Here is a 22,892-nt window from a genome sequence, read left to right as displayed (position 1 = left end):
CGTCGCGGACTTCAAGAGCAGCGACGCGGCCAACGCCGCCGCGCTGCGCGGCTAGCTCCCCCCTCGCCGGGCGCCGCATCCGGCGGCGAACACGACCAGGAAGCTGCAGCAGGCTCTGACGCCGCGTCAGTCGACCCGCGGCACGGTGACCGTGACCAGGGCTCCGTCACTTAGGTGCAGGTGCGCGCGGCCCGGCTTGATCGGCTCGCCGACCAGGCTGCGCGGCAGGCGTACGCCGACCAGCTCGCCGTCGGCCAGTCCCTGCGGGCTCAGCAGCGCCCCGGCGCGGCCCTTGCGGGCTTCGGCGTGCCAGCCGGAGTACCCCGCGGCCAGGTCGGTCGTACTGCCGCCGACGACCAGGCCGCGGCCGCAGTCGCCGGCGGTGCGCAGGTAGGTCTTGAGCAGCTCGGCGGCCTTGGTGTCCTTGTGCAGCTCGGCGTCGTCGAGCATCAGCACCATCGGGCCGTCCGGTTCGAGCAGCGGCGCGAGGTCCTCCGGCGTCAGCGTGTCGCCGGTGAGCAGGCCACGCAGCCCGGTGAGTTCGCGCAGCGGTGACGGGCGGGGGGCGACGACGACCAGCGGCACGTCGTGGTCGAGCAGCCAGCGGGCCATCGCGGTCAGCACGGTGCTGCGACCGGACTTGGCCGGTCCGGCGACCAGGAACACCGGGGTGACGGCGAGGTCGGGTCCGCGGGCGTCGAGGTCGTCACCGCCGACGCCGACCAGCGCCCACAGCGGCGGCCGGCCCTGCCCGCCGAAGTCGGCGGCGGCGGGGTAGCTCAGCGACGCGGGCAGCACGTCGATCCGGAACGGCCGCTGCGAGCGGGGAACGGCCGCGTCCCGCGCGGTGGCCTCGGCGCCCAGGGCGGTCAGCGCCGCCGCCTGCCCCTGCCCGGTGACCGGACCGTCAAGCACGGCCACCTGCACCTCGACGTTGCCGTCGGGCTGAAAGCCCCGGCCGTCCGGCAGCGTGTCGGGCATCGTGCGGGCATTGAGGCCGGTGGCGGTGTAGTCGGAGCGGTCCGCCATCCGCAGCACCAGCTTGTCCTCGGTCACCGACGACATCCGGTAGTTCGACAGGGTGCGGTCACCGCTGACGATGCAGTGCACGCCGGCGCTGGCGCCCTCGTGCAGCAGCGTCATGACGGCGGCCTGCAGCTTGCCCCCGTCGAGCTCGGCCAGGCCGGCCAGGAAGCTCTCCCACCGGTCCAGCAGCAGTACCAGGTGCGGCAGCCGCTGCTGCGGCCCGACGCTCTGCCGCTGCTCGGTGACGCTGGCGAAGCCACCCGCCGAGAGCACCTCCTGGCGGGCGGCGACCTCCTCGACGAGGCGGTTGAGCAGCCGGGCCACCCGGTCGGTCTGGGTGCGCTGGACCACGGCGCCGCAGTGCGGCAGCGCGGTCAGCGGGAGCAGTCCGCCGCTGCCGCAGTCCAGGCCGTACAGGTGCACGTCGGCGCTCGAGAGCGTCGTGGCGAGCGCACCGGCGATGGTGCGCAGGGTCTGCGTCCGTCCGCTGCGCGGCGAGCCGATGACGAAGCGGTGGCCCAGGGTCGACAGGTCCACGACCTCGGCTCGCTGCGCCTGCTGGCCGGGCAGGTCCGCCAGCGCGTACGCGACGGCGGGCAGCTGCCCGGTCGACGACTCGGGCGCCGGCAGGTCGGCCAGCCGCACCAGCGTCGGCAGGGCCGGCAGCCAGGGGCTGTGCTGCGGCGGCAGAGCCAGCTCGGCGCAGGCCGTGCGGATCGCCGTCACCAGGGCGCCGAGATCGGTGGCAGCGGCGTCGGTCTCGGCCTCCTGGACAGGGGGACGCGACGGCACCGGGTGGCCCAGGCGTGGCCAGTCCAGCGGTACCAGCCAGGGAGCGGGACGCGCGACGACTCCCGCTTCGCCGGGGCGCCGGCCACCTACCCGGCCGGCCTGGAACGGCACGAGGGAGGCGGCGCCGAGCCGGACGTACGCCCGGCCAGGGGTGCTCTTGGAGATGAGCGAGGCGTCGGGTGCGTCGATGACGTCGGTGCTCTCCGCCCGGTCGGTCACCCGCAGTGCGATGCGCAGGTTGGTGTTGGCGCGGATCTCCGGCGACACCACGCCGGAGGGGCGCTGGGTGGCCAGGACGAGGTGGATGCCGAGGGAGCGGCCGCGTTGGGCGATGTTGACCAGCCCGGTGACGAAGTCGGGCAGCTCGCGGGCCATCGAGGCGAATTCGTCGATGACGATGGCCAGCCGCGGCATCGGCCCGAGCACGGGGTCCCGAGCCGCCAGGTCGGTGTAGTCCTCGATGTCCTTGGCGCCGGCGCCGGCCAGGAGGTGCTCCCGGCGGTGCAGCTCGGCGGCCAGCGACGTCAGTGCGCGCTCGACCAGGTGGGTGTCGAGATCGGTCACCATGCCGACGGTGTGCGGCAGGTCCACGCAGTCCTTGAACGCGCTGCCGCCCTTGTAGTCCACGAGCACGAAGGTCATCGCGTCCGGCCGGTTGGCCAGGGCCAGCGAGGCGACCAGGGTCTGCAGCAACTCACTCTTGCCGGCGCCCGTGGTGCCGGCCACCAGGGCGTGCGGGCCGTCCCGGCGCAGGTCGAGCGCGAACGGCCCGTCCATGCTCATCCCCACGACGGCCTCGGTCGTGCGGCCACCGCGGGTCCACACCGCCGCGATCCCGGCGGCCGTCGGGGGCTCGAGGCCGACGACGTCGAGCAGCCGGCAGCCGTCCGGCAGCGCGGAGTCCCCTGCCTGGTCGGTGACGTCCTTCACCGGCGCCAGCGCACGCGCCACCCGGTCGAACCACGCCGGCGGCACCAGGTCGGCCCGCGCGTCGGTGACCACGTCGGCGCGCTGCTGCCGGACGGTGACCGTCGTCTCGCCGGTCTGCACCACGACCGCGGCACACTCCTCGGGAAGTAGCCGCTCGTCGGTGTCCAGGCACAGGCAGTAGATCCCGACGGCAGGTCCCTCCTTGAGGACCTGCACGACCCCCGGCAGCAGCCGCAGCCGCCGCGCGCCGTCGAGCACGACGACGACGTCGGGGTCGGTCAGTGCGGCGGCCGCGCCCGAGCCGGACCGGACGGCCGTACGGGCGGCGAGCTCGGCCTGCAGCTCGCCGAGTCGGCGGGCCAGGGAGTCCGCGTCGGTGCCGACGAGAACGGCGGCGTCGCGCCGCTGTTCCGGGCGACTGTGCGGCAGCCAGCGCACCCAGGCCCAGTCCTCACGGCTGCCGGCATCGGACAGTACGTAGAGCCGCACGTCCCGCGGGCTGTGCAGGACGGCGGCCTGCGCGGTCATCCACGCGGCCAGCGGTGCCGTGAGGTCCCGGCGCCCGGCCAGCCCGACCACGCCGCGCTCGGCCAGCGAGACGCTCACCGGGGCGTCGAGTGCTCTCCAGACGACCTCGCGGCGGTGGTGCAGCTGCTCCGGGTCGGACAGGCTCACCTGCGAGGGCAGGTCCGCCGTCGCCACGCGCAGCACCAGGTAGTCGGGGTCGTCGCGGCGGCGCTCCCACAGCCGGGCACGCGGGCCGGAGGCGATGAGCAGGGCTTCGGCCGGATCGGGCGCCTGATCGCGCCGGTTGGCCCGCTCGGCGAGCAGCGCCTCGTGGGCGTCCTGCTCGACCTGCGCCTTGCGCGCGGTGTAGTGCTGGAGCTGTTCCTTGTACTCCTTGCGCGAGCCGGACCGGTTGGTGACGAAGTTGCCGATCGCCATGACCGGGCTCATCATCGCGAAAAGCGCGTAGCGCAGGCTGCCCAGGACCAGGACCAGCACGACGGCGAAGGCGATCGGCGCGAGGATGGCGAGCAGCGGGAAGCTGCGACCGCGCGGCTCGACCGGCGGGCTGGGCAGCTCGAAGCTGGTCTTGCGCAGCGGTGGCAGCAGCCGCGGCGGGCGGTTGTAGTCCAGCGAGACCCCGTCGGGCGACGGCTGCATCGCCGCGTCCGGCACGGTCGCGGCGCGCAGGACGAGCAGGCTGTCCCCGACGGTCAGGCACGCGCCGTCCGGCCACGGGACCTCGTCCTCGACCGGCTCGTGCTCGAGCAGCAGGTCGACCCCGGGGCAGGGCACGAGCGTGCAGCCGTCGAGTCCGACGCGCACGGTGCAGGCGTGGGCGGGCAGCCCGGGCACCTCGAACCGGCCGGTGCAGGAAGAGGCGCTCCCGACGGCGGTCTCGCCGAGGGGCAGCCGGTGCACCAGCCCGGCTCCCGGACCGCTGGTGATGCTCAGGTCGTGCAGGCCGGCCGGTTCGACCACCGGGGTCGGCGGCTCGTCGACGCCGAGCAGACTGCCTTCGCGGACGGGGCTGTCGCGGACGGCCTGCCGGCCGTCCAGCTGCTCCCCCTCGAGGTAGAGCCGGCACGGGCCGGTGAGTGTCTCGGTGCCGCCCGCGCGCCGGGAGGCCAGCGACGTGACCGCCCCGGCCGGGGCGCTGCGGAGCAGCGTCAGCAGCTCGCGGGCCAGCTCGTCCACGGTCGCGTCCTCGTCGACCTCCACCAGGACGTCCGACAGCGACTGCGTGACCGGGTCCGCCACGGTCAGGGCGAGCTGCATGACGTCCTTTCGGGCCGGCGAGGACAGTTCGCGCAGTGTCCCCCACGATCACACCGCAGGGGCCCGGCAGACCGATGCGGCGGGCGCCGCGGCGGTGCGCCGATGAGCTGCCGGGTCCGGCTTGCCCGGGAGCGCGCGCACCCGAGGGGGCCGGGGCACGCGCACATCGACTTGTGCCGCTCAGCGGGTGTACACCACAGGTCAAGATTTTCCGATTGTTGACCTGTGGTGCACACCGCCCGGGCGGCACACGCGTCTGCGGAGCGGCGCACCGCGTGGTCCATGAGCAGGCAGGCTGGCTCGCTGCGGGAGGAGCCAGCGTATGGCGGGCGACTGCGTGGCGCTGCCCGTGAGGAACCGGTTGTCGCGAGAGGACGGCGGATCGCCGACCTGGTCGGCGAACTCCCGGATCGCGGCCGGGTCGAGCGCGAGGACGCCAGCTCGCCCAGCGGCGGCGGGAACCGACCGGCTCCTACGCAGGGCACGCCCACGCGCTGATCTTCTCTGGACTGGATCGGCAGCAGACACGCCGGCCTGTTTGCTGCGCATCGAGATTGCAGATGATCCGCACTTTTCTTGCGGTGCTGGTGGGGGTCGTGCGGTGCTGGTCGGCGCCCGTTGGTCGATCCGGACCAGCGGCACGGACGTGGATGCTCATCCGGCCCTGCACGGCCGGCCGCCGCCGTACGCTCCAGGCGTGTCTCCCCTGGTGGTCGACTCCGGCTTCGGCGCCGCCGAGACCGTGGTGGACCAGCCCGGTCAGCACGAGATCGTCCTGCAGGGCGAGCGTGGCTCGCGGCTGCGCTTCGGCACCCTCAGCAACGCCTCGCTGGCCCTGGAGACGGGCTGCCACCTGCCGGCGGCCGTCGCCGCCAGCCCGTCCCCGGGCTGACGGATCAGAGGCGCGCGCCCGCGGAGGAGCACAGCTGCTCCCAGTGCTCCTGCGCGTCGGCATGCCACTGGTCGTGCCGGCGGTGGAACAGGTCGGCGGCTGCCGATCCGGGCCAGGTAGGCGGCAGCAGCTCGGCCGGCAGGGCGGGATCCAGGAACGGGAAGCGCCGCCACTCCTGGACCAGCCGCACCTGGGCCTGGAAGGTCTGCGCCTGGTTGCCGGGGTCGGTGCCGGAGACGGAATCGAGGAAAATGTCATAGCGACGCTCGACGTCGTCCAGCGCCCACGCCTGGCACACCACGCGCTGCTGGTCGCCGATCTGCCCGAACGGCCCGGTGAACGAGAAGGCGTCGACGCCCAGCTCCTCGACAGCCGCGGCGACCTCCTTCTCCTTGCCGGCATCGGGAGTGACCCACAGTCCCGGCATGGGTGATCCCAGTCCGGCCCAGGTGAGCCGCGTACGCAGCCGGTGCCGCAGCTGGCGCTGGGTCTCGGGCACGCTCACGGCGAGCACCAGCCACTGGCCGTCCCAGGGCTGAACGCGCCGGCCGAAGCCGTAGATGCGCTCGGCACCCTCGGCGAGCAGCCGCGTCCCGGCAGGGGTGAGCCTCCACCGCACCCGACGGCCGTCGCGCTCGGCGGACAGCAGCCCCTCGCCGGCGGTGCGCGAAAGCGCCTGCCGCGCAGCCTTCTCCTCGACCTCGACCTGCGCGAGGGACGTGACCAGGGCGCCGGTCCAGGCCGGCTCGTCGCGCGGCAGGACGAACTCGCCGAGCACGGTGAGCAGGAGGGAGCGGGCGCTCGCGGCGCCCGTCTCCCGGCGTCGCGCCCCCGGATCGGCGGTCACGCGGGCCATGACACCACACGGTGCAGCGGTCGCCGCGACAGCTCACCTTCTACGGACCCTTGACGACGCGCAAACTGTCCGTAGTGTGTTCGGCAGCACAGGACCGAGAGCCCCTCCCGGACGGGACGAGGACGGACGGACATCCGATGAGCGAGTTCTTCAACGCGGCCCACTACCTGGTCGACCGGCACGTCGAGGCGGGTGACGGGCAGCGCACCGCCGTCGTGAGCGGGGCGACCCGGCTGAGCTACCTCGACCTGCGCGACCAGTCCGCCGCGTTCGCCGCGGGGCTGGCGGCCGCCGACGTGCGCCCCGGCGAGCGGGTCGTCTTCGTCTGCTCGGACCGTCCCGAGCTGCTGGTCGGTCTGCTCGGGGCCTGGCGGCACGGCGCGGTCGCCGTGCCGCTCTCGACGATGCTCACCGGGCCGGAGCTGGCCAAGGTCGTCGCCGACTCCGGCGCCCGGATGCTGGTCACCACCCCGGAATTCGCCCCGGCCGCATCCGTGGCTGCCGGCTCCGCCCCGCAGCTCGCGCACCTGGTCGCCGTCGACGGTGCGCAGGTCACGGCCCCGGCCGGTGCGACCGTGACGGCCTGGCCGGACCTGCTGACAGCCGGGAGCCCGCCCGCCGGTGACGTGGCCGGGCCGGCGCAGACCTGCGGTGACACGCCGGCGCTGTGGCTCTACACCTCGGGGACGACCGGCACCCCCAAGGGGGCGATGCACCGGCACGCGAACATTCGCGCGGTCTGCGAGACCTACGCCCGGGACGTCCTGCGCATCACCCGCGACGACGTCTGCTTCTCGATCGCCAAGCTGTTCTTCGCCTACGGGCTGGGCAATTCCGCGCTGTTCCCGCTGTCGGTCGGCGCCACGACCGTCCTGGAGCCCCGCCGCCCCTCGCCGGAGGTCGTCGCGGAACGCATGCGCGAGGACGCCCCGACCCTGTTCTTCGCCGGCCCCACGTTCTTCGCCGCGCTGCTCGCCGCCGACCTGCCGGAGGACACCTTCCGCTCGGTCCGGCTGTGCGCCTCGGCGGGTGAGGCGCTGCCCGCGACGCTCTACCGCCGCTTCACCGGGCGGTTCGGTGTCGACATCCTCGACGGCATCGGCTCGACCGAGGCGCTGCACATCTTCCTGTCGAACACCGAGGGGCAGGTGCGCCCGGGGACCTCGGGGACACCGGTGCCCGGCTACGACGTGGAGCTGCGTGACGAGCAGGGCCGGCCCGTGCCGGACGACACCCCCGGCGCGCTGTTCGTGCGGGGCGCCTCCCTCGCGACCGGCTACTGGTGCCGTACCGACGCCACCCGGGCGGTCTTCCAGGGCGAGTGGCTGTGCACGGGCGACACCTACACCCGCTCGGCCGACGGCTACTACACCTGCCTCGGCCGCTCCAACGACCTGCTCAAGGCCGGCGGGATCTGGGTCTCCCCGGTCGAGGTGGAGGACCGGCTGCTGCAGCACCCGGACGTCGTCGAGGCCGCCGTCGTCGGCGTGCCGGACAGCAACGAGCTCGACAAGCCGGTCGCGTGGGTCGTCCTGACGCCGGGTGCCTCGGTCGAGGAGGAGGCACTGGTGCGGTGGTGCCGCGAGGGGCTGGCCGCCTTCAAGCGGCCCCGCGCGGTGCTCGTGGTGGACGAGCTGCCCAAGACGGCCACCGGCAAGATCCAGCGCTTCCGGCTGCGGGACGTCGCCGGCCGGCAGGCGTCGACGGCGCCGCAGGACCCCACGACCACCGGTACGCCGGCGCTGCCGGCCCCGGTCTCCTGACGGGGAGCGGCGGGTGCTCGACGGTCACGTCCTGGTCGACGCGCACGTCCACGTCCCGCACCTGACGACGCTGGCCCCCGCCTGGATCGAGTGGGCGCGCCGCTTCGGCCGGCCGGGGCTGCTCGAGCAGGTCTGGCGGCCGGACGGCAGCCCGGACCCCGCGCGGCTGGACGAGCTGTTCGCCGACGAGGGCGTGGACGTGGCGCTGCTGTTCTGCGAGTACAGCCCGAAGGCGACCGGCTACCAGTCCTTCGACGACCTGCTGCCGCTCGTCGAGCACAACCCGCGCCGCTTCCGCCCGGTCGCCAACGTCAATCCGCACCTGCACTACCCGATCGGCCGGGAGCTCGAGCGGCAGCTCGACCTCGGCGCCGCCGCGCTGAAGATCCACCCTGTGCACGGCGGATTCCGCGCCGACGACCAGGCGCTCTATCCGGCGTACGCGGTGCTGGTCGAGCGCCGGGTGCCGCTGGTCGTGCACTGCGGGACGAGCAGCTTCCCGGGCTCGACGAACGCCTACGCCGACCCGGTGCTGCTGGATGCGGTGCTGCGCGACTTCCCGCAGCTGCAGGTGGTCCTGGCGCACGGTGGGCGTGGCTGGTGGTACGACGCCGCCGCCTTCCTCGCGCTCTCGCACGAGACGGTCTGGATCGAGCTGTCCGGGCTGCCGCCCAAGCGGCTGCCCGAGTACTACAGCCGCTTCGACCTCGGCCGGCTGGCCCGGAAGTGGATCTACGGGACGGACTGGCCGGGAGTGCCTGGCCAGGCGGTCAACGCCCGCGCCGTCGCCGGCCTCGGCCTGCCCGAGAATGTCGTGCCCCTCGTGCTCGGCGGCAACGCGCTGCGCGTGTACGCCGGGCTGGATCCCGCTGCCTGACCGGAGGACCCTGTGCCCTTGTACGCCCTCGACGACCTCGAGCCCCAGATCAGCCTGTCCGCGTACGTCCACCCGGACGCGGTCGTCATCGGCGACGTGGTGATCGGCGACGAGGCGTCGGTGTGGCCCGGCGCCGTGCTGCGCGGCGACCACGGCCGGATCACCGTCGGGGCCCGCACGTCGGTGCAGGACGGCACCGTCGTGCACACCACGCACGAGTGGCCGACGGTGATCGGGCAGGACTGCGTGGTCGGGCACAACGTGCACCTCGAGGGCTGCGTCGTCGAGGACCGGTGCCTGGTCGGTTCGGGATCGGTGGTGCTCAACCGGGCCCGGGTCGAGACCGGCAGCGTCGTGGGGGCCTGCGCCCTCGTCACCGAGGACACCGTGGTCCCGGCCGGGTCGATGGCCCTGGGCGTGCCCGCGCGCAGCCGCCCGATGGAGGGCGACGAGCAGCAGACGTGGATCGACTACGGCGTGCAGTCCTACGTCGACAGCGGCCGGCGGTACCGCTCCGGGCTCCGCCGGCTGCCGGGCTGACGCGGCGACCGCTGCCAGCGGGGTAACCTGCTCCACAAAAACGACGCTGAACGTCTTGACTGTAGAACTTTCTCCGGTTACACAGAGTGTGCACACGTGATGCAGGTCACCCGCCCTGCCCGTGCCCCGAGATCCCCCGAAAGGTCGTCCTCGATGCGCCGTCCCCGGCACCCGCTGGTCCCCCTCGTCGCCGCCCTCGGCGCCACCGTCCTGACTGCCTGCGGCGGGGCCAACAGCCTCGGCGGCGGTGGGTCGGACGCCGCGGGGTCCACCGATGACACCTCGCCGATCCCCGTCGGGCTGCTCGTACCGACCTCCGGCGTCTACGCGCCGCTCGGGGAGGACCTGCGGCAGGGCTTCGAGCTCTACCTGGAGCAGCACGACGGGCAGCTCGCGGGGCGCAAGGTCGAGTTGCAGGTCGTCGACGAGGGCGAGACCCCGGACACCGGCGTCCCGGGTGCGCAGCGGCTGATCCAGCAGGACGTCGCGGCCGTGGTCGGCATCGTCAACTCGGCGACCGCCCTCGGCGTCCGCGACGCCTTCGAGGAGGCGCAGATCCCGCTCGTCATCGCCAACGCCGGCGCGGACGCCATCACCGGCGAGCGCAGCTCCGACTACGTCTGGCGCACCTCGTTCGCCAACGGCGAGGTCGCCGCGGCCCTGGGCCCGTACGCCGCGGAGAAGTGCAAGAGCGTCTTCCTGATGGCCGCCGACTACGCCGCCGGCAAGGAGGCGGCCGGCGGTTTCGAGAAGTCGTTCACGCAGGCCGGGGGGAAGGTGGCCGGATCGGTCTTCCCGCCGTTCGGGACCACGACCAACTACCAGCCGTTCCTCGCCCAGGTGAAGCAGTCGGGCGCGGACTGCGTCTACTCCTTCTTCGCCGGGGCGGAGGCGGTCGCGTTCACCAAGCAGTACGCGCAGTTCGGCCTCAAGGACAAGGTCAAGCTCTACTCGAGCGGCTTCCTCACCGAGGGCGGCGTGCTCCAGGCCGCGGGCGAGGCGGCCACCGGCGTCGAGACCTCGCTGCACTACACCGACCAGCTCGACACGCCCCGCAACAAGGAGTTCGTGGAGGCCTACCGCGCGAAGTACGACGAGGCGCCGACGGTCTACGCGGTGCAGGCCTACGACGCCGCACAGGTCCTCGACCAGGCCTTCGCGAACGGCACCGAGGGGCCGGACGTCGTGGCGGGCCTGCAGGCCATCGACACCGTCGACAGCCCGCGTGGGGAGTTCGGTTTCTCCGCCGGACACGGCCCGGACCAGACCTACTACCTGCGCCGCGTCGAGGCGGGCCAGGGCGGCCTGGTGAACATGGTCGTCGACGAGCTCCCGGCCTCCTGACCACCGGTGCCACCGACCGCCGCCGCGGCCGGTGGCACCCTCCCTTTCTCCCCTGGAGTCCCCGTGCTCGGCTGGCTCGGCACCAACCTGGTGACGATCATCGACGGCGTGGCGTTCGGTGTCCTGCTGTTCACCATCGCCCTCGGGCTGTCGCTCGTCTTCGGGGTCATGGACGTCCTCAACCTCGCGCACGGTGCGCTCTACCTCGGTGGCGCCTACCTCGCCGTCACCGTGCTCGGGGACGGTGGCGGCGGGCTCCTCGTCTTCGTGCTCGCCGCGCTGGTCGCCCTCGCCGCCGGGGCCGTGGCGGGGGCCGGCCTCTCGCTCGTCACCAGGCCGATCGCGCACCGCGGCCACCTCGACCAGGCACTGCTCACGCTCGGCATCGCCTTCGTGCTGGCCGACCTGTTCTCCGAGGCCTACGGCAACGACGTCAAGTCGGTCGCCGCGCCCGCGGTCCTCGGCGGCAGCACCAGCATCCTCGGCGACAGCTACCCGACTTACCGGCTGGTCGTCATCGCGGTGGGGCTGCTGCTGGCCCTCGGCGCCTGGTACCTCATCGAGCGCACCCGCGTCGGCTCGCTGGTGCAGGCCAGCGTGGCCGACCCGCAGATGGTGCGGGCGCTCGGCGTCAACACCACCTACCTGGTCACGGGGGTGTTCGCGGCCGGCGCCGCTCTCGCCGCGTTCGGTGGCGTGCTCGGCGCGCCGATCCTGAGCGCGTCGCCCGGGCTCGACACGCGGGTGCTCATCCTCGGTCTGGTCGTCGTCGTCATCGGCGGCCTCGGCTCGGTCTCCGGCGCCCTGGTCGGCGCGCTGCTGATCGGGCAGGTCGAGGCGCTGGGCGTCTCGCTGCTGCCGACGTACGCCTCCTTCCTCACCTTCGGGACGATGGCCCTGGTGCTGCTGCTGCGGCCCTCGGGCATCCTGGCCTCCGGGAGGGCGGCATGACCGGTCCGGCACTGGCGTCGACGGCGTCGACGTCCGACATGAACATCGACGAGGTCGTCGCGGCCCCGCGGCCGGCGCCTCAGGGTGTCTTCCTGCGCCGCCACCTGCCGATCGGTGCGGCCATCGTCCTGGCGCTGTTCGCGGTGCCGTTCCTGGCACCCGCAGAGCTCGCCAACGCGCTGACCCGGATCCTGGCGCTGGCGCTGTTCGCCGTCAGCCTGGACCTGCTGGTCGGGGTCTCGGGACTGCCCTCGCTCGGGCACGCGGCGCCGTTCGGCGTCGGGGCCTACGCCGCCGGCATCACGGCCAAGGAGGTCACGCCGTTCGCTCCGGTGCAGCTGCTCGCGGCGGTCGTCGCCGGCGCGCTGCTGTCGGTGCTGGTCGGAGCACTCGTCGTGCGGACCCGCGGCACCTACCTGCTCATGCTCACGCTCGCCCTCGCCGAGCTGGTGCACGTCCTGGCCGGCCGCTGGGACGCGGTCACCGGCGGCACCAACGGCCTGGTGGGCATTCCGGCTCTGACCTTGTCACCCGGCGGTGAGCCGGTGCGGCTGGCCGGCATCCGGTACTGGTACGTGCTCTCGGTGGCGCTGCTGTTCTTCGCTCTGGTCGTGCTCGTCTCGCGCAGCGCCTTCGGCCGCACGCTGCGGGGCATCCGCGACAACGAGCAGCGGATGAGCTCGCTGGGCTACTCGACCTTCCGGGTCAAGTACACCGTCTTCGTGATCGCCGGGGCCGTCGCCGGCGCCGCGGGCGCGCTCTATGTCGCGCAGGCGCGGTTCGTCTCGCCCACCGACCTGGGCTTCGAGGTCTCCGCCCTCGCGCTGCTCGCCGTCGTCATCGGCGGCCGCGGCAGCCTGTGGGGCGCCGTCCTCGGCACGGCGCTCGTGTTCTACCTGCGGGACGAGATCGGCCCGCTGCTCGGCGGGCGAGGCGGGCTGCTCATGGGGATCGTGTTCATCGCCGCCGTCTACCTGCTGCCCCGCGGCTTCGCCGGTCTCCGGCTGCCCCACCGCAGCCGGGTGCCGTCATGACCCGCCCGCCGACGTCAGGAGCCGGAATGGATCCCGTCCTGCAGTGCACCGGTGTGACCAAGCGCTTCGGCCGGCTCGCAGCGGTCGACGACGTCAGCCTGACGGTCGCGCGCGGCGCGCGGCACGCCCTGATCGGCCCGAACGGCGCCGGCAAGTCGACGTTGTTCAACCTGCTGGCCGGCACGCTGAAGGCCACCTCCGGGTCGATCGCCTTCGACGGGCGGGACGTCACGGCCACGTCCGACGCCTGGCGCTCCCGGGCCGGCCTGGCCAAGACCTTCCAGCACTCGTCGCTGTTCCTGTCGCTGTCGGTCGCCGACAATGTGGCGATCGCGGCGCAGCGGGTCACGGGCGACGGCCTGCGGATCCGCCGCTCCACCAAGCGCTGCCCGGAGGTCGACCTGTGCGTGCAGCGCTGCCTGGAGCAGACCGGCCTCAGCGACCGGGCCCGGTCACGCGTCAGCGAGCTGTCGCACGGTGAGCGGCGGCAGCTGGAGGTCGCGGTGGGGCTGGCCACCGAGCCGACCCTGCTGCTGCTCGACGAGCCGACCGCCGGCATGTCCGCGGCCGAGAGCGGCCGCTTCGCCGAGCTGGTCGAGTCGCTGCCGGCCGACGTGACCGTCCTGCTCATCGAGCACGACCTCGACGTCGTGTTCCGACTGGCCGGCCGCATCTCCGTGCTGCACCTTGGGCGGCTGCTCGCCGACGGCGACCCCGAGACGATCCGGGCCGACGAGCGGGTGCAGCAGGCCTATCTCGGCACCGCGTCGACCGAGGAGCTCTTCCTTCCGGCGGTCGGCGCGTGAGCGGCCAGCTGGTCGTGCGCGACCTGCGGTCGGGTTACGCCGGCAGCACCGTGCTCGACGGAGTGGATCTCACGGTCGGTGCGGGCGAGGTCGTCGGGCTGCTCGGACGCAACGGCGTCGGCAAGACGACGCTGATGTCCACGCTGGTCGGCTGGGTCCGGCCCACGAGCGGCTCGATCACCCTCGACGGCGAGGAGCTCGCGGGCGCGCCCACGCACACCGTCGCGCGCGCCGGTGTCGCGATCGTGCCGCAGGGACGCCGGGTGTTCGCGCCGCTCACGGTGGAGAACAACCTGAGGATCGCCGCTCCCCGCGGGGGTGCGCGGAGCTGGTCGGTCGAGCGCGTCTACGACCTGATGCCGCGGCTGGCCGAGCGCCGGCGCAACCGTGGCGACCAGCTCAGCGGCGGTGAGCAGCAGATGCTCGCGATCGCCCGCGCCCTGCTGCTCGAGCCGCGACTGCTGCTGCTCGACGAGCCGTCGGACGGACTCGCACCCGCCGTGGTGGAGCAGGTCGTCGAGGTCGTGTCGACGCTGCGCGCCGAGGGTCTGTCGGTGCTGCTCGTCGAGCAGGACCTGCACGCCGCGTTCGCGCTGAGCGACCGGATCCTGGTGATGCAGAAGGGCCGGATCGTGCACGACTCGACGACGCTGGACTTCCGCAGCGACGCCGAGCGCGGCCGCCGGCTGCTCGGCGTCGGCTGACCCCGCTGCGGCCTCAGGTGCGGGCGGCGGCGGTCGGGGTGTCGGCGGCCGCCGGCTGCCTGCGGCCAGGTGTCACGACCAGCGCCACGCCCAGCGCGGTGAGGGCGACACCGGCCAGCGACGGCGGCGACAGCCGCTCCCCGAACAGCAGGTACGCCTCGACGGCGGTGGCCGGCGGCACCAGGTAGAGCAGGCTGGACACGCCCGAGGCGGTGCCCCGGCGCAGCAGCAGCAGGAGCAACAGCACGGCGCCGAGCGACAGCACGAGCACCAGCCAGACGAGCGCGAGGACGAAGTCGACCGTCCAGTCGATCGCCATCGACTCGGTCCCGACGGCCACCGCCAGCAGCAGCGCCGACGCCGCGGCGTACTGCACGGCGGTGCCCCACACCAGCGGGATGCCGTCGCCGTGCCGTTTCTGGTAGAGGGTGGCCGCCGTGCCCGAGGTCAGCGCGACGACGGCGGCGAGCAGGCCGCCGACGGGCAGGGCGTCGCCGGTGCCGGAGGAGGCGGCGATGCCCGGGCCGACGACGAGCGCGACGCCGGCGACGCCGAGCCCGAGGCCCTGCCACTGCCGGCTGCGCAACCGCTCGTCGAGCATCCGGCCTGCCAGCACCGCTGTGAGCACCGGCTGCAGGCTCACCACGACCGCACACACGCCTGCCGGCACGCCGACCGAGATGGCGTAGAAGACGCCGCCGAGGTAGCCGGCGTGCAACAGCACCCCGACCAGGGCCGCGTGGCCGTACTGCCCCCGGCTGGGCATCGCGGCCGACCGCAGCGCCACCGCCAGCCCGGCGAGCAGCACCGTCGCGAGCGCCAGCCGGACGGCGAGGAACGTGAACGGCTCGGCGTAGGGCAGTCCGTACTTCGCGCCGATGAAGCCGGTGCTCCACAGCAGCACGAACAGCGCGGGCCCGCCGACCCGCTGCAGCGACGACGTCGCGGCCGCTGTCAGCGCAGGCCGCCGGTCGCGTCCAGCACGGCCCCGGTCACCCATCGGCCGCCGGTGCCGGTGAGGAAGGCGACGACGTCGGCGATGTCCTCCGGCTCGCCGAGCCGGCGCAGCGTCGGCGCGCCCGACATCGCCTCGATCGCCTGCTCCGACGTCGTACGGCGCAGTGCGGGGGTGTCCGTCGCCCCGGGGCGCACCGCGTTGACGGTGACGCCGCGGCGACCCAGCTCCTTGGCCGCGACGCGCACGGCCGCCTCGAGCCCGCCCTTGGCGGCGGCGTAGCTGATCTGGCGCGCGGGCGCGAGATCGGCGACGGCGCTGGACAGCACGACGACCCGCCCGCCGTCACGGACCCGGCGGGCCGACTCGCGCAGGGTGAGCAGCACCGAGCGCAGGTTGAGCGCCCACGACTCGTCCATCTCCTCGGCCGTCAGGTCCACCAGCTTGGTGTAGGTCCACGCGCCGACCGAGTGGACGACCACGTCCAGGCCGCCGAGCTCACGCTCCGCCGTGTCGAACGCACCGACCACACCCTGCTCGGTACGGACGTCGGCCTGCACGGCGACGGCGCGCCGGCCGGCTGCCGTCGCCTGCTCGACCAGTGCGAGCGCGCGGTCCGCTCCGCTGTGGTGCCCGACAGCCACGTCGTGCCCGTCCCGGACGAGCGCGCGCACGACGGCCGCGCCGATGCCGCTGCTGCCTCCCAGGACCAGCGCCGTGCTCGACATGGTCAGTCCTCCCAGACGTGGAAGCCACGGCCGCTCTTGCGGCCCAGCTCGCCCTTGTCGACCTTCTCGACGAGCAGCGCGGGCGGCTCGAAGCGGGGGCCGAGGGTGGCGGCGAGGTGGCGGGCGATGCCGAGCCGGACGTCCAGCCCGACCAGGTCGGTCAGCCGCAGCGGCCCGACCGGGTGCTTGTAGCCCAGGGTCATCGCCGCGTCGATGTCCGCCGCGCTGGCCACCCCCTCCTCGAGCATACGGATCGCCTCCAGCCCGATCGCGACGCCGAGCCGGCTGCTGGCGAAGCCGGGGGAGTCACGCACGACGACCGGCGTCTTGCCGAGCGTGCGGACCCAGCCGGTCGCCCGGTCCACGAGCGCGGCCCCGGTCTGCGCGCCGACGACGACCTCGACGAGCAGGCTGGCCGGGACGGGGTTGAAGAAGTGCAGCCCGAGCACCCGGTCGGGTCGGTCGAGCAGCGCGGCCAGCTCACCGATCGGCAGGCTGCTGGTGTTGCTGGCCACGACGGCGTCCGCGTCGACGACGGCCTCCACGGCCCGGAAGACCGCGGCCTTGAGCGCGAGGTCCTCCGGCACGGCCTCGACGACCAGGCCGGCGGCGGCGAGGGCCTCGGCCGTGGTCGCGACCTGCAGCCGGGCGACGACGTCGTCGACGGACTCGTCGAGCCCGCCGCGCTTCGCGCTGGTCTGCACGGCGTCGAGGACGCGGTGCCGGGCGGCTGGAGCCGCGCTCTCGTCGGCCTCGACGAGCACCACGTCGCTGCCGGCCAGCAGGAGCGCGTGGGCGATGCCGGCGCCCATCCGGCCGCCGCCTACGACGCCGCAGTGGCGGGGCAGCGGGACGGCGGGGTGGGGGGTCGCTGGCGTGGTCATGGGCGGGACCTTTCCGGGTCGGACCTGTCGAGGAAGGCGGTCATCCGGCGCTGCTTCTCCGCGGACTCGAAGAGCACGGCCTGGGCCACGTCGTCGAACCGCGGGTGGGCGCCGGGCGGTGCATGCAGGGCCAGCTTGGTGAGGCGTAGTGCGAGCGGGTCCGCACGCAGGATCCGGTCGGCCAGCTCGTGCGCGGTCCCGAGCAGGCCCTCCGGCTCGACCAGGTCGGTGAGCAGCCCGGCAGCGCGGGCCTGTGCGCCGTCGAGCACCCGGCCCGCGAGCAGCACCTCCTTGGCCAGTGGCTCGCCGACCAGGTCCCGCAGTCGCCAGGAAGCCCCGGCCGCGGCCAGGATGCCGAGCTGCGGCTCCGGGTTGCCGAAGCGGGCGCGTGGGGTGCCGACCCGGAAGTCGCAGGCGTAGGCCAGCTCGGCCCCGCCGCCGAGGGCGTGTCCGTCGACCGCGGCGATCGTCGGCAGTGGCAGCCGCGCGACCCGCTCGAAGACGCCGCTGTTGATGCCGGCCAGCGCGTCGTCGCGACGCCGCTCCCGCAGCTGGCGGATGTCGGCGCCGGCCGCGAAGACGCCGCCGGCGCCGGTCAGGACCAGCACCCGGGGCTGCGCCTCCAGCCGGCTGCACACCTCGTGCAGCTCGGCGACCATGGCCGCGTCGATGGCGTTCCGCACCTCCGGCCGGTTCAGCGTCACGACGGTCCGGTCGTCCCGCTCCTCGACCTGCAGCGTCGACAGTCCCACGGGAGAGCTCCGTTCTGACGCACTACACCGACCTGGTGCAGCGTCAATGCAACGTAGTACGTCTGTGCGTCGAGGGAAAGGGGCGAAGAACTACTACACGGTCTTGACGCTGCGCCAATCCAACGTAGAGTGTTGGGGACGACGACGACAGCCACGAGAGGTTCCTGATGACGCTGCTCGCTGACCAGACCAGCCTGCCGGACGACGGCTCGGAGGCTGCCGAGAAGGCTGTGCCCGCCCGGGTGGAGTTCCAGACCTCCCCGGAGCAGTACCGCCACTGGCTGCTCTCCTTCGACGGGCCGGTGGCCACGCTGACCCTGAAGGTGGACGAGCAGGGCGGTCTGGTGCCCGGCTACGAGCTGAAGATGAACAGCTACGACCTCGGCGTCGACATCGAGCTCTACGACGCGGTGCAGCGGCTGCGCTTCGAGCACCCGGAGGTCAAGGCCGTCGTCGTCACCGGCGGCATGGACCGGATGTTCTGCGCCGGCGCGAACATCCGCATGCTGGCCCAGAGCTCGCACGCGTGGAAGGTGAACTTCTGCAAGTTCACCAACGAGACCCGCAACGGCATCGAGGACGCCACGGCGCACAGCGGCCAGACCTATCTCGCCGCCCTCAACGGCACCGCGGCCGGCGGTGGCTACGAGCTGGCGCTCGCCTGTGAGCAGATCGTGCTCGTCGACGACGGCTCGTCGGCCGTTTCGCTGCCCGAGGTGCCGCTGCTCGGCGTGCTGCCCGGCACCGGCGGGCTCACCCGGGTCGTCGACAAGCGGCACGTCCGCAAGGACCGCGCGGACGTCTTCGCGACCAGGACCGAGGGTGCCCGCGGCGCCACCGCCGTCGAGTGGGGCCTGATCGACGAGACCGTCCCGCTGAGCCGGTTCGCCGACACTGTGCGCACCCGCGCCGAGGCGGCCGTCGCCGGCTCGACCCGCACCGGCGAGGGTGGCATCGTGCTGACCCCGCTGGCGCCCGTGGAGCAGGGGAACACCCTGCGCTACCGGCACGTCGAGGCCCGCCTGGACCGCGCGGCCCGCCGCGTCGACATCCTCGTCCACGGACCGGAGGCCGCGCCGCCCGCCGACGCCGCGGCCGCGCACGCGCAGGGCGTCGACTACTACCCGTTGGCGCTGGCCCGCGAGCTCGACCACCTGGTGCTGCACCTGCGTACCAACGAGCTGCAGCTGGGCACCTGGGTCCTGCGCACCCGCGGCGACGCGCAGCGCGTGCTGGCGTACGACGCGCAGCTCGACGAGTCGGCCGGCGACTGGTTCCTCGACGAGGTCCGGCACTACCTCAAGCGCACCTTCAAGCGGCTGGACGTTACGAGCCGGAGCCTGTTCGCCGTGATCGAGCCGGGCAGCTGTTTCGCCGGCTCGCTGCTCGAGCTCGCGTTGGCCTGCGACCGTCAGTACATGCTCGACGGCGTGCCCGAGGAGGAGCTGGCCGGCATCGACCCCGCCGCCGGCGCGGCGACAATCGCCGTCGGCCCGGCGAATGCCGGGCTGTTCCCGATGGGCAACGGGCTGACCCGCCTGCAGTCGCGTTTCTACGGCCGCGACGGCGAGATCGAGGAGGTCCTCGCGCGCACGGGCGAGCCGCTCGACGCCGCCGCGGCCATGCAGCTCGGCCTGGTCACCCTGGCCCCGGACGACCTGGACTGGGAGGAGGAGCTGCGCATCGCGCTCGAGGAGCGCGCCGCGCTGTCGCCGGACGCGCTGACCGGGATGGAGGCCAACCACCGGTTCGTCGGCCCGGAGACCGTGGAGACGAAGGTCTTCGGCCGGCTCACCGCCTGGCAGAACTGGATCTTCCTGCGGCCGAACGCCAGCGGCCCCGAGGGGGCGCTGCGCCGCTTCGGCAGCGGCACCCGGGCCGACTACGACACCGCCCGGGTGTGAGGAGCCTGTCATGAGCGAGCACGACGTCGACCTGCTGCTGGTCGGTGCGGGTCCGGTCGGCCTCTACGGCGCCTACTACGCCGGCGTACGCGGTCTGCGCACCGCGGTGATCGACTCCCTGCAGGAGCCGGGCGGCCAGATCACCGCGATGTACCCGGAGAAGCCCATCTTCGACGTCGCCGGGTTCCCGAGCGTGCGCGGTCGCGAGCTGGTCGACGGCCTGGTGCAGCAGGCAGCGCAGTACGACCCGCTGTACCTGCTCGGCCGCTCGGCGACGTCGCTGACCCGCCAGGACGACGGGCGGCTGCTGGTGGATACCGCCGACGGCACGCGGCTGCGCTGTGGCGCCGTCGTCCTCACCGGTGGCATCGGGACCTTCACCCCGCGCACGCTCCCGGCCGGTGAGGAGTTCCTCGACCGCGGGCTGGCCTACTTCGTCCCGAGGCTGGACGACTACGCCGGCAGCGACGTGGTCGTCGTCGGCGGCGGGGACAGCGCCTGCGACTGGACGCTGGCCCTGCTGCCGATCGCACGCAGCGTCACGCTCGTGCACCGCCGCAAGGCCTTCCGGGCGCATGCGGCCACCGTCTCCGCCGTGCTGGCGTCGGGGGCAGAGGTGCTCACCGACGCCGAGGTGACGCAGATGTTCGGTGCGGGCCGGCTCGACGCCGTCGAGGTGAGCGTCAAGGGCGCCGAGCCGCGCACGTTGCCCTGCCAGCGGGTCGTTGCCGCGCTCGGCTTTCTCGCCGACCTCGGCCCGATGCGCGAGTGGGGCCTGGAGCTGCACGACAACCGCCACGTCGTCGTCGACACCCGGATGCGGACCAACCTGCCCGGTGTCTACGCCGCCGGCGACATCACCGACTATGACGGCAAGGTGCGCCTGATCAGCGTCGGCTTCGGCGAGGTGGCGACCGCGGTCAACAACGCCGCCGTCGCCCTGGACCCGGAGGCCCAGCTGTTCCCGGGGCACTCGACCGACAACGCCCCCGTCCCGGTTCCCGCCGCCTGAGCGCTCGAAGGGAGCACAGCAGTGCCGTACGTCATCGCCGGTCCCTGCATCGATGTCAACGACAAGGCGTGCATGGACGAGTGCCCCGTGGACTGCATCTACGAGGGCGAGCGCAAGAGCTACATCAATCCCAAGGAGTGCATCGACTGCGGCGCCTGTGAGCCGGTGTGCCCGGTCGAAGCTATCTCGCAGGACCGCCGGGTGCCGGAGGAGCTGAAGCCGTTCATCGACGACAACCGGACCTTCTTCGTCGAGCCGCTCCCGGGACGGGACGCGCCGCTCGGCGCACCCGGAGGTGCACGCAAGGTCGGACCGGTCGGCGTCGACACGCCCTTCGTGGCGAGCTGGGAGGGCTGACGTGGAGGGGCTGCCCGCACGCGAGCTGACCGACGAGGAGCTCGAGCGGCAGGGCACGCACGCGCACGCCCTGCGCAACTGGGTCTTCCTGCACGGGACCGCAGAGCAGTACCAGCGGCACACCGAGCGGATGCTCGAGCTCGAGCAGGAGTACCTGCGCCGCCATCCCAAGCGCACCTGGCAGGGCGCGGGCGGCGACCCGGAGCAGGTCGACGAGGCGACCCGCCTGCGGCTGGCCCTGCGCAGCCTGCAGCGGCAGATCGACGCGATCCTCGCGGAGGGGGGCGACGCGCGCCCCGAGGACGAGGCGGACCCGCAGCGCGTCCGGCAGCTGCTCGACCGGGTCGCGGCCAACGGCGGCCGAATGCACAAACTCGAGCTCCATCAGGCCGCCCGCGAGCTGGGCGTGGGCCCGATCGCGCTGGCTCGGCTCTACCGCGGCGAGAAGGCGGTGTTGCGCACGGAGCGCGACCAGCGGGTGCTTCTCCGCGACGCCTGACTGCCGGTATCTGGCTGTCTGGCTGTCTGGCTGGCTGGTGGAGCAGCTTGATCGCGCCGCCCAGGTCAGGCCAGGTCGAAGACCACCCGGGCACACGCTCTGAGCGACCCGAGCGATGCCGGCGCCGTCTCGAGCAGCGCCGTCCGCCCGTCTGAATACTGAACGGTCAGCCCTCCCGGGAGCGTGCCGGAATGGTCCCAGCGCGGCGGGTGTCGGCGAGCCCATCCGGCGCGGTGGTCGGACTCCTGGCCCGCCGACGACTGTCAGACGACGGCTGGTGACCCCGCGTTGCCCATCGCCGGTCGCCCCCGCAAGTTCGGGTGCGGAGCCGTTCGGACAGGCCGGTTTCTTGCGGAGCCGAGCCAGGAAAAGATCTGGCTGTCCTGGTCAGAAAAAGCTGCTGGCAGCCCTTGCATCTCGAACACACGTTCGATACTCTGAGGGTATGGCGGAGGACCAGAGCGCAGCGGGCAGCCGGCCCGACGCTGCCCGCGCAGCGGAGTCTGCCCGCGCGGCCCGTGCGGCGGAGGCTGTGCGTATTGCGCAGGCCGCCGAGGAGCTGTGGGGATGTGCTGGTTTCCGGGAGGGGCTGGCCGGGTTGGCGCACTCCACCCAGGTGCAGGCCCGGCAGTTCGCCGTGGACATGCGCCTGTTGGCCGAGCTGGCCCGGCGGGTGCCGCGCAGCCGCTGGGACGAGCGTGGCTCGAGCCCGTGGATCTCCTTTCAGCGGGAGGTCGCGCTGGCCCGGTCCAGTTCGGATCAGGCGGCGCAGGCCGAGATCCGGGCGGCGTTGCGGCTGACCGGCCCGGCGTTGGCCACCACGATGGGGTTGCTGGAGGCCGGCCGGTTGACCGTGCCCCGCGCCCGAGTGCTGATCGCCGAGCTCGAGCACTACGACGACCAGCTCACCGCGCTGATCGACGCCGAGGTGGCCGAGCGGGCCGCCGGGCTACCGGCCTGGCGGATCCGGCAGGAGGTGCGCCGGGCCGCGGTGTGCCTGGACCCCGATGCCGCCGCCGCCCGGGTCGCGGCCAAGAACACCGACCGGGAAGTGACCTTCACCGCCGACGACGACGATCAGGCCAGCGTGCTGATCAGCGGCCCGGCGGTGCCCCTGACCCGCTGGTACAGCACCCTCGATGCCCAGGCCCGCGCGCTCAAGCAGGCCGGTGACCCGCGCACCCTGGCGCAGCTGCGGTTCGACCTGGCCACCAGCACCTACCCGTGTACCACCCACCGACCCGCCGACACCACCAGCCTGCCGACGCAGCCAGCACCGCCGCAGGCAGAACCGGCAGATGCCGCGGTCGACCGCCCGGTCCCGGCCCGTCCCGACACGCCCCCGGCCGCCCCGCTGCCGGTCGACGTTCCGCCGGTCGACGTTCCGCCGGTCGACGTTCCGCCGGTCGACGTTCCGCCGGTCGACGTTCCGCCGGTCGACGTTCCGCCGGTCGACGCTCCGGCGGCCGCCCTGATGCCGACAGTCCCGGCCCCGGCGCCG

General features: G+C 73.5%; 20 protein-coding genes. 14 read left to right on the top strand and 6 right to left on the bottom strand.

Annotation, left to right across the window (positions count from 1 at the left end; genetic code table 11):
- Positions 1-126: 126 nt before the first annotated feature.
- A complete protein-coding gene (locus tag WD794_10205) occupies positions 127-4,533 on the bottom strand; it encodes an FtsK/SpoIIIE domain-containing protein (GenBank protein ID MEX2290686.1) in 4,407 nt (1,468 codons plus the stop codon).
- A gap of 697 nt (positions 4,534-5,230) precedes the next feature.
- Here WD794_10205 and WD794_10200 point away from each other — a divergent pair.
- Positions 5,231-5,425 (top strand): LppA family lipoprotein, encoded by a 195-nt coding sequence (locus WD794_10200; protein ID MEX2290685.1) that lies wholly within the window; start codon positions 5,231-5,233, stop codon positions 5,423-5,425.
- 4 nt (positions 5,426-5,429) lie between these two features.
- Here WD794_10200 and WD794_10195 read toward each other — a convergent pair whose 3' ends face one another.
- Positions 5,430-6,281 carry a PaaX family transcriptional regulator C-terminal domain-containing protein gene (locus tag WD794_10195; protein MEX2290684.1) on the bottom strand — a complete coding sequence of 284 codons (852 nt, stop codon included), beginning with the start codon at positions 6,279-6,281 and terminating at the stop codon, positions 5,430-5,432.
- A gap of 137 nt (positions 6,282-6,418) precedes the next feature.
- On the opposite strand from WD794_10195, the gene WD794_10190 reads away from it, so the two are divergent.
- The 8 genes from WD794_10190 to WD794_10155 all read left to right on the top strand — a co-directional run bounded on the left by WD794_10190 (position 6,419) and on the right by WD794_10155 (position 14,300).
- The gene (locus WD794_10190; GenBank protein ID MEX2290683.1) at positions 6,419-8,044 is read left to right on the top strand and encodes a benzoate-CoA ligase family protein; all 1,626 of its coding nucleotides are present in this window, start codon (positions 6,419-6,421) and stop codon (positions 8,042-8,044) included.
- Between the two features lie 13 nt (positions 8,045-8,057).
- Complete coding sequence (locus WD794_10185) at positions 8,058-8,921, top strand: amidohydrolase family protein (GenBank protein ID MEX2290682.1); 864 nt, start codon at positions 8,058-8,060, stop codon at positions 8,919-8,921.
- A gap of 12 nt (positions 8,922-8,933) precedes the next feature.
- On the top strand, positions 8,934-9,461 hold the full coding sequence (locus WD794_10180) for a gamma carbonic anhydrase family protein (GenBank protein MEX2290681.1): 528 nt from the start codon (positions 8,934-8,936) through the stop codon (positions 9,459-9,461).
- 153 nt (positions 9,462-9,614) lie between these two features.
- The gene (locus WD794_10175) at positions 9,615-10,805 is read left to right on the top strand and encodes an ABC transporter substrate-binding protein (protein MEX2290680.1); all 1,191 of its coding nucleotides are present in this window, start codon (positions 9,615-9,617) and stop codon (positions 10,803-10,805) included.
- A 63-nt stretch (positions 10,806-10,868) separates the two neighbouring features.
- Positions 10,869-11,756, top strand: coding sequence for a branched-chain amino acid ABC transporter permease (locus WD794_10170; GenBank protein MEX2290679.1), 888 nt, complete (start codon positions 10,869-10,871; stop codon positions 11,754-11,756).
- On the top strand, positions 11,753-12,790 hold the full coding sequence (locus WD794_10165) for a branched-chain amino acid ABC transporter permease (GenBank protein ID MEX2290678.1): 1,038 nt from the start codon (positions 11,753-11,755) through the stop codon (positions 12,788-12,790). Before WD794_10170 ends, WD794_10165 begins: the two co-directional genes overlap by 4 nt.
- Before the next feature lie 26 nt (positions 12,791-12,816).
- Entirely contained in the window at positions 12,817-13,596 is a 780-nt protein-coding gene (locus WD794_10160) for an ABC transporter ATP-binding protein (GenBank protein MEX2290677.1), read from the top strand.
- A complete protein-coding gene (locus WD794_10155) occupies positions 13,593-14,300 on the top strand; it encodes an ABC transporter ATP-binding protein (protein ID MEX2290676.1) in 708 nt (235 codons plus the stop codon). The genes WD794_10160 and WD794_10155 overlap by 4 nt, the downstream gene beginning before the upstream one ends.
- A gap of 13 nt (positions 14,301-14,313) precedes the next feature.
- Here the strand turns inward: WD794_10155 and WD794_10150 are convergent, their stop codons facing one another.
- The 4 genes from WD794_10150 to WD794_10135 are packed head-to-tail and all read right to left on the bottom strand — an operon-like array spanning position 14,314 to position 17,613.
- Positions 14,314-15,300, bottom strand: coding sequence for a DMT family transporter (locus WD794_10150; protein MEX2290675.1), 987 nt, complete (start codon positions 15,298-15,300; stop codon positions 14,314-14,316).
- Complete coding sequence (locus WD794_10145) at positions 15,255-15,983, bottom strand: SDR family oxidoreductase (protein MEX2290674.1); 729 nt, start codon at positions 15,981-15,983, stop codon at positions 15,255-15,257. The genes WD794_10150 and WD794_10145 overlap by 46 nt, the downstream gene beginning before the upstream one ends.
- Before the next feature lie 2 nt (positions 15,984-15,985).
- Positions 15,986-16,867, bottom strand: a complete 882-nt coding sequence (locus WD794_10140; GenBank protein MEX2290673.1) for a 3-hydroxyacyl-CoA dehydrogenase family protein — start codon at positions 16,865-16,867, stop codon at positions 15,986-15,988.
- Positions 16,864-17,613 (bottom strand): enoyl-CoA hydratase/isomerase family protein, encoded by a 750-nt coding sequence (locus WD794_10135; GenBank protein ID MEX2290672.1) that lies wholly within the window; start codon positions 17,611-17,613, stop codon positions 16,864-16,866. The genes WD794_10140 and WD794_10135 overlap by 4 nt, the downstream gene beginning before the upstream one ends.
- Before the next feature lie 173 nt (positions 17,614-17,786).
- Here WD794_10135 and boxC point away from each other — a divergent pair, with 173 nt between their 5' ends.
- The 5 genes from boxC to WD794_10110 all read left to right on the top strand — a co-directional run.
- Complete coding sequence (gene boxC, locus WD794_10130; GenBank protein ID MEX2290671.1) at positions 17,787-19,523, top strand: 2,3-epoxybenzoyl-CoA dihydrolase; 1,737 nt, start codon at positions 17,787-17,789, stop codon at positions 19,521-19,523.
- A 10-nt stretch (positions 19,524-19,533) separates the two neighbouring features.
- Positions 19,534-20,535, top strand: a complete 1,002-nt coding sequence (locus WD794_10125) for an NAD(P)/FAD-dependent oxidoreductase (protein MEX2290670.1) — start codon at positions 19,534-19,536, stop codon at positions 20,533-20,535.
- Between the two features lie 21 nt (positions 20,536-20,556).
- Entirely contained in the window at positions 20,557-20,892 is a 336-nt protein-coding gene (gene fdxA / locus WD794_10120) for a ferredoxin (GenBank protein ID MEX2290669.1), read from the top strand.
- A 1-nt stretch (position 20,893) separates the two neighbouring features.
- On the top strand, positions 20,894-21,391 hold the full coding sequence (locus WD794_10115; GenBank protein MEX2290668.1) for a DUF6158 family protein: 498 nt from the start codon (positions 20,894-20,896) through the stop codon (positions 21,389-21,391).
- 445 nt (positions 21,392-21,836) lie between these two features.
- On the top strand, positions 21,837-22,892 hold a 1,056-nt coding region (locus tag WD794_10110), incomplete at its 3' end, for a hypothetical protein (protein MEX2290667.1).

The sequence above is a fragment of the Mycobacteriales bacterium genome (assembly GCA_040902655.1).
Classification (GTDB): domain Bacteria; phylum Actinomycetota; class Actinomycetes; order Mycobacteriales; family SCTD01; genus SCTD01.
Note: the sequence above shows the minus strand (reverse complement) of the source record. Positions and strands in the feature narration are given on the sequence as shown.

Bases quoted from the DNA above. Each gene is read 5' to 3' on its own strand.
- WD794_10205 (MEX2290686.1), bottom strand. From the start codon at position 4,533: ATGCAGCTCGCCCTGACCGTGGCGGACCCGGTCACGCAGTCGCTGTCG.
- WD794_10195 (MEX2290684.1), bottom strand. From the start codon at position 6,281: ATGGCCCGCGTGACCGCCGATCCGGGGGCGCGACGCCGGGAGACGGGC.
- WD794_10190 (MEX2290683.1), top strand. From the start codon at position 6,419: ATGAGCGAGTTCTTCAACGCGGCCCACTACCTGGTCGACCGGCACGTC.
- WD794_10175 (MEX2290680.1), top strand. From the start codon at position 9,615: ATGCGCCGTCCCCGGCACCCGCTGGTCCCCCTCGTCGCCGCCCTCGGC.
- WD794_10165 (MEX2290678.1), top strand. From the start codon at position 11,753: ATGACCGGTCCGGCACTGGCGTCGACGGCGTCGACGTCCGACATGAAC.
- WD794_10160 (MEX2290677.1), top strand. From the start codon at position 12,817: ATGGATCCCGTCCTGCAGTGCACCGGTGTGACCAAGCGCTTCGGCCGG.
- WD794_10150 (MEX2290675.1), bottom strand. From the start codon at position 15,300: ATGGGTGACCGGGGCCGTGCTGGACGCGACCGGCGGCCTGCGCTGACA.
- WD794_10145 (MEX2290674.1), bottom strand. From the start codon at position 15,983: ATGTCGAGCACGGCGCTGGTCCTGGGAGGCAGCAGCGGCATCGGCGCG.
- WD794_10140 (MEX2290673.1), bottom strand. From the start codon at position 16,867: ATGACCACGCCAGCGACCCCCCACCCCGCCGTCCCGCTGCCCCGCCAC.
- boxC (MEX2290671.1), top strand. From the start codon at position 17,787: ATGACGCTGCTCGCTGACCAGACCAGCCTGCCGGACGACGGCTCGGAG.
- WD794_10125 (MEX2290670.1), top strand. From the start codon at position 19,534: ATGAGCGAGCACGACGTCGACCTGCTGCTGGTCGGTGCGGGTCCGGTC.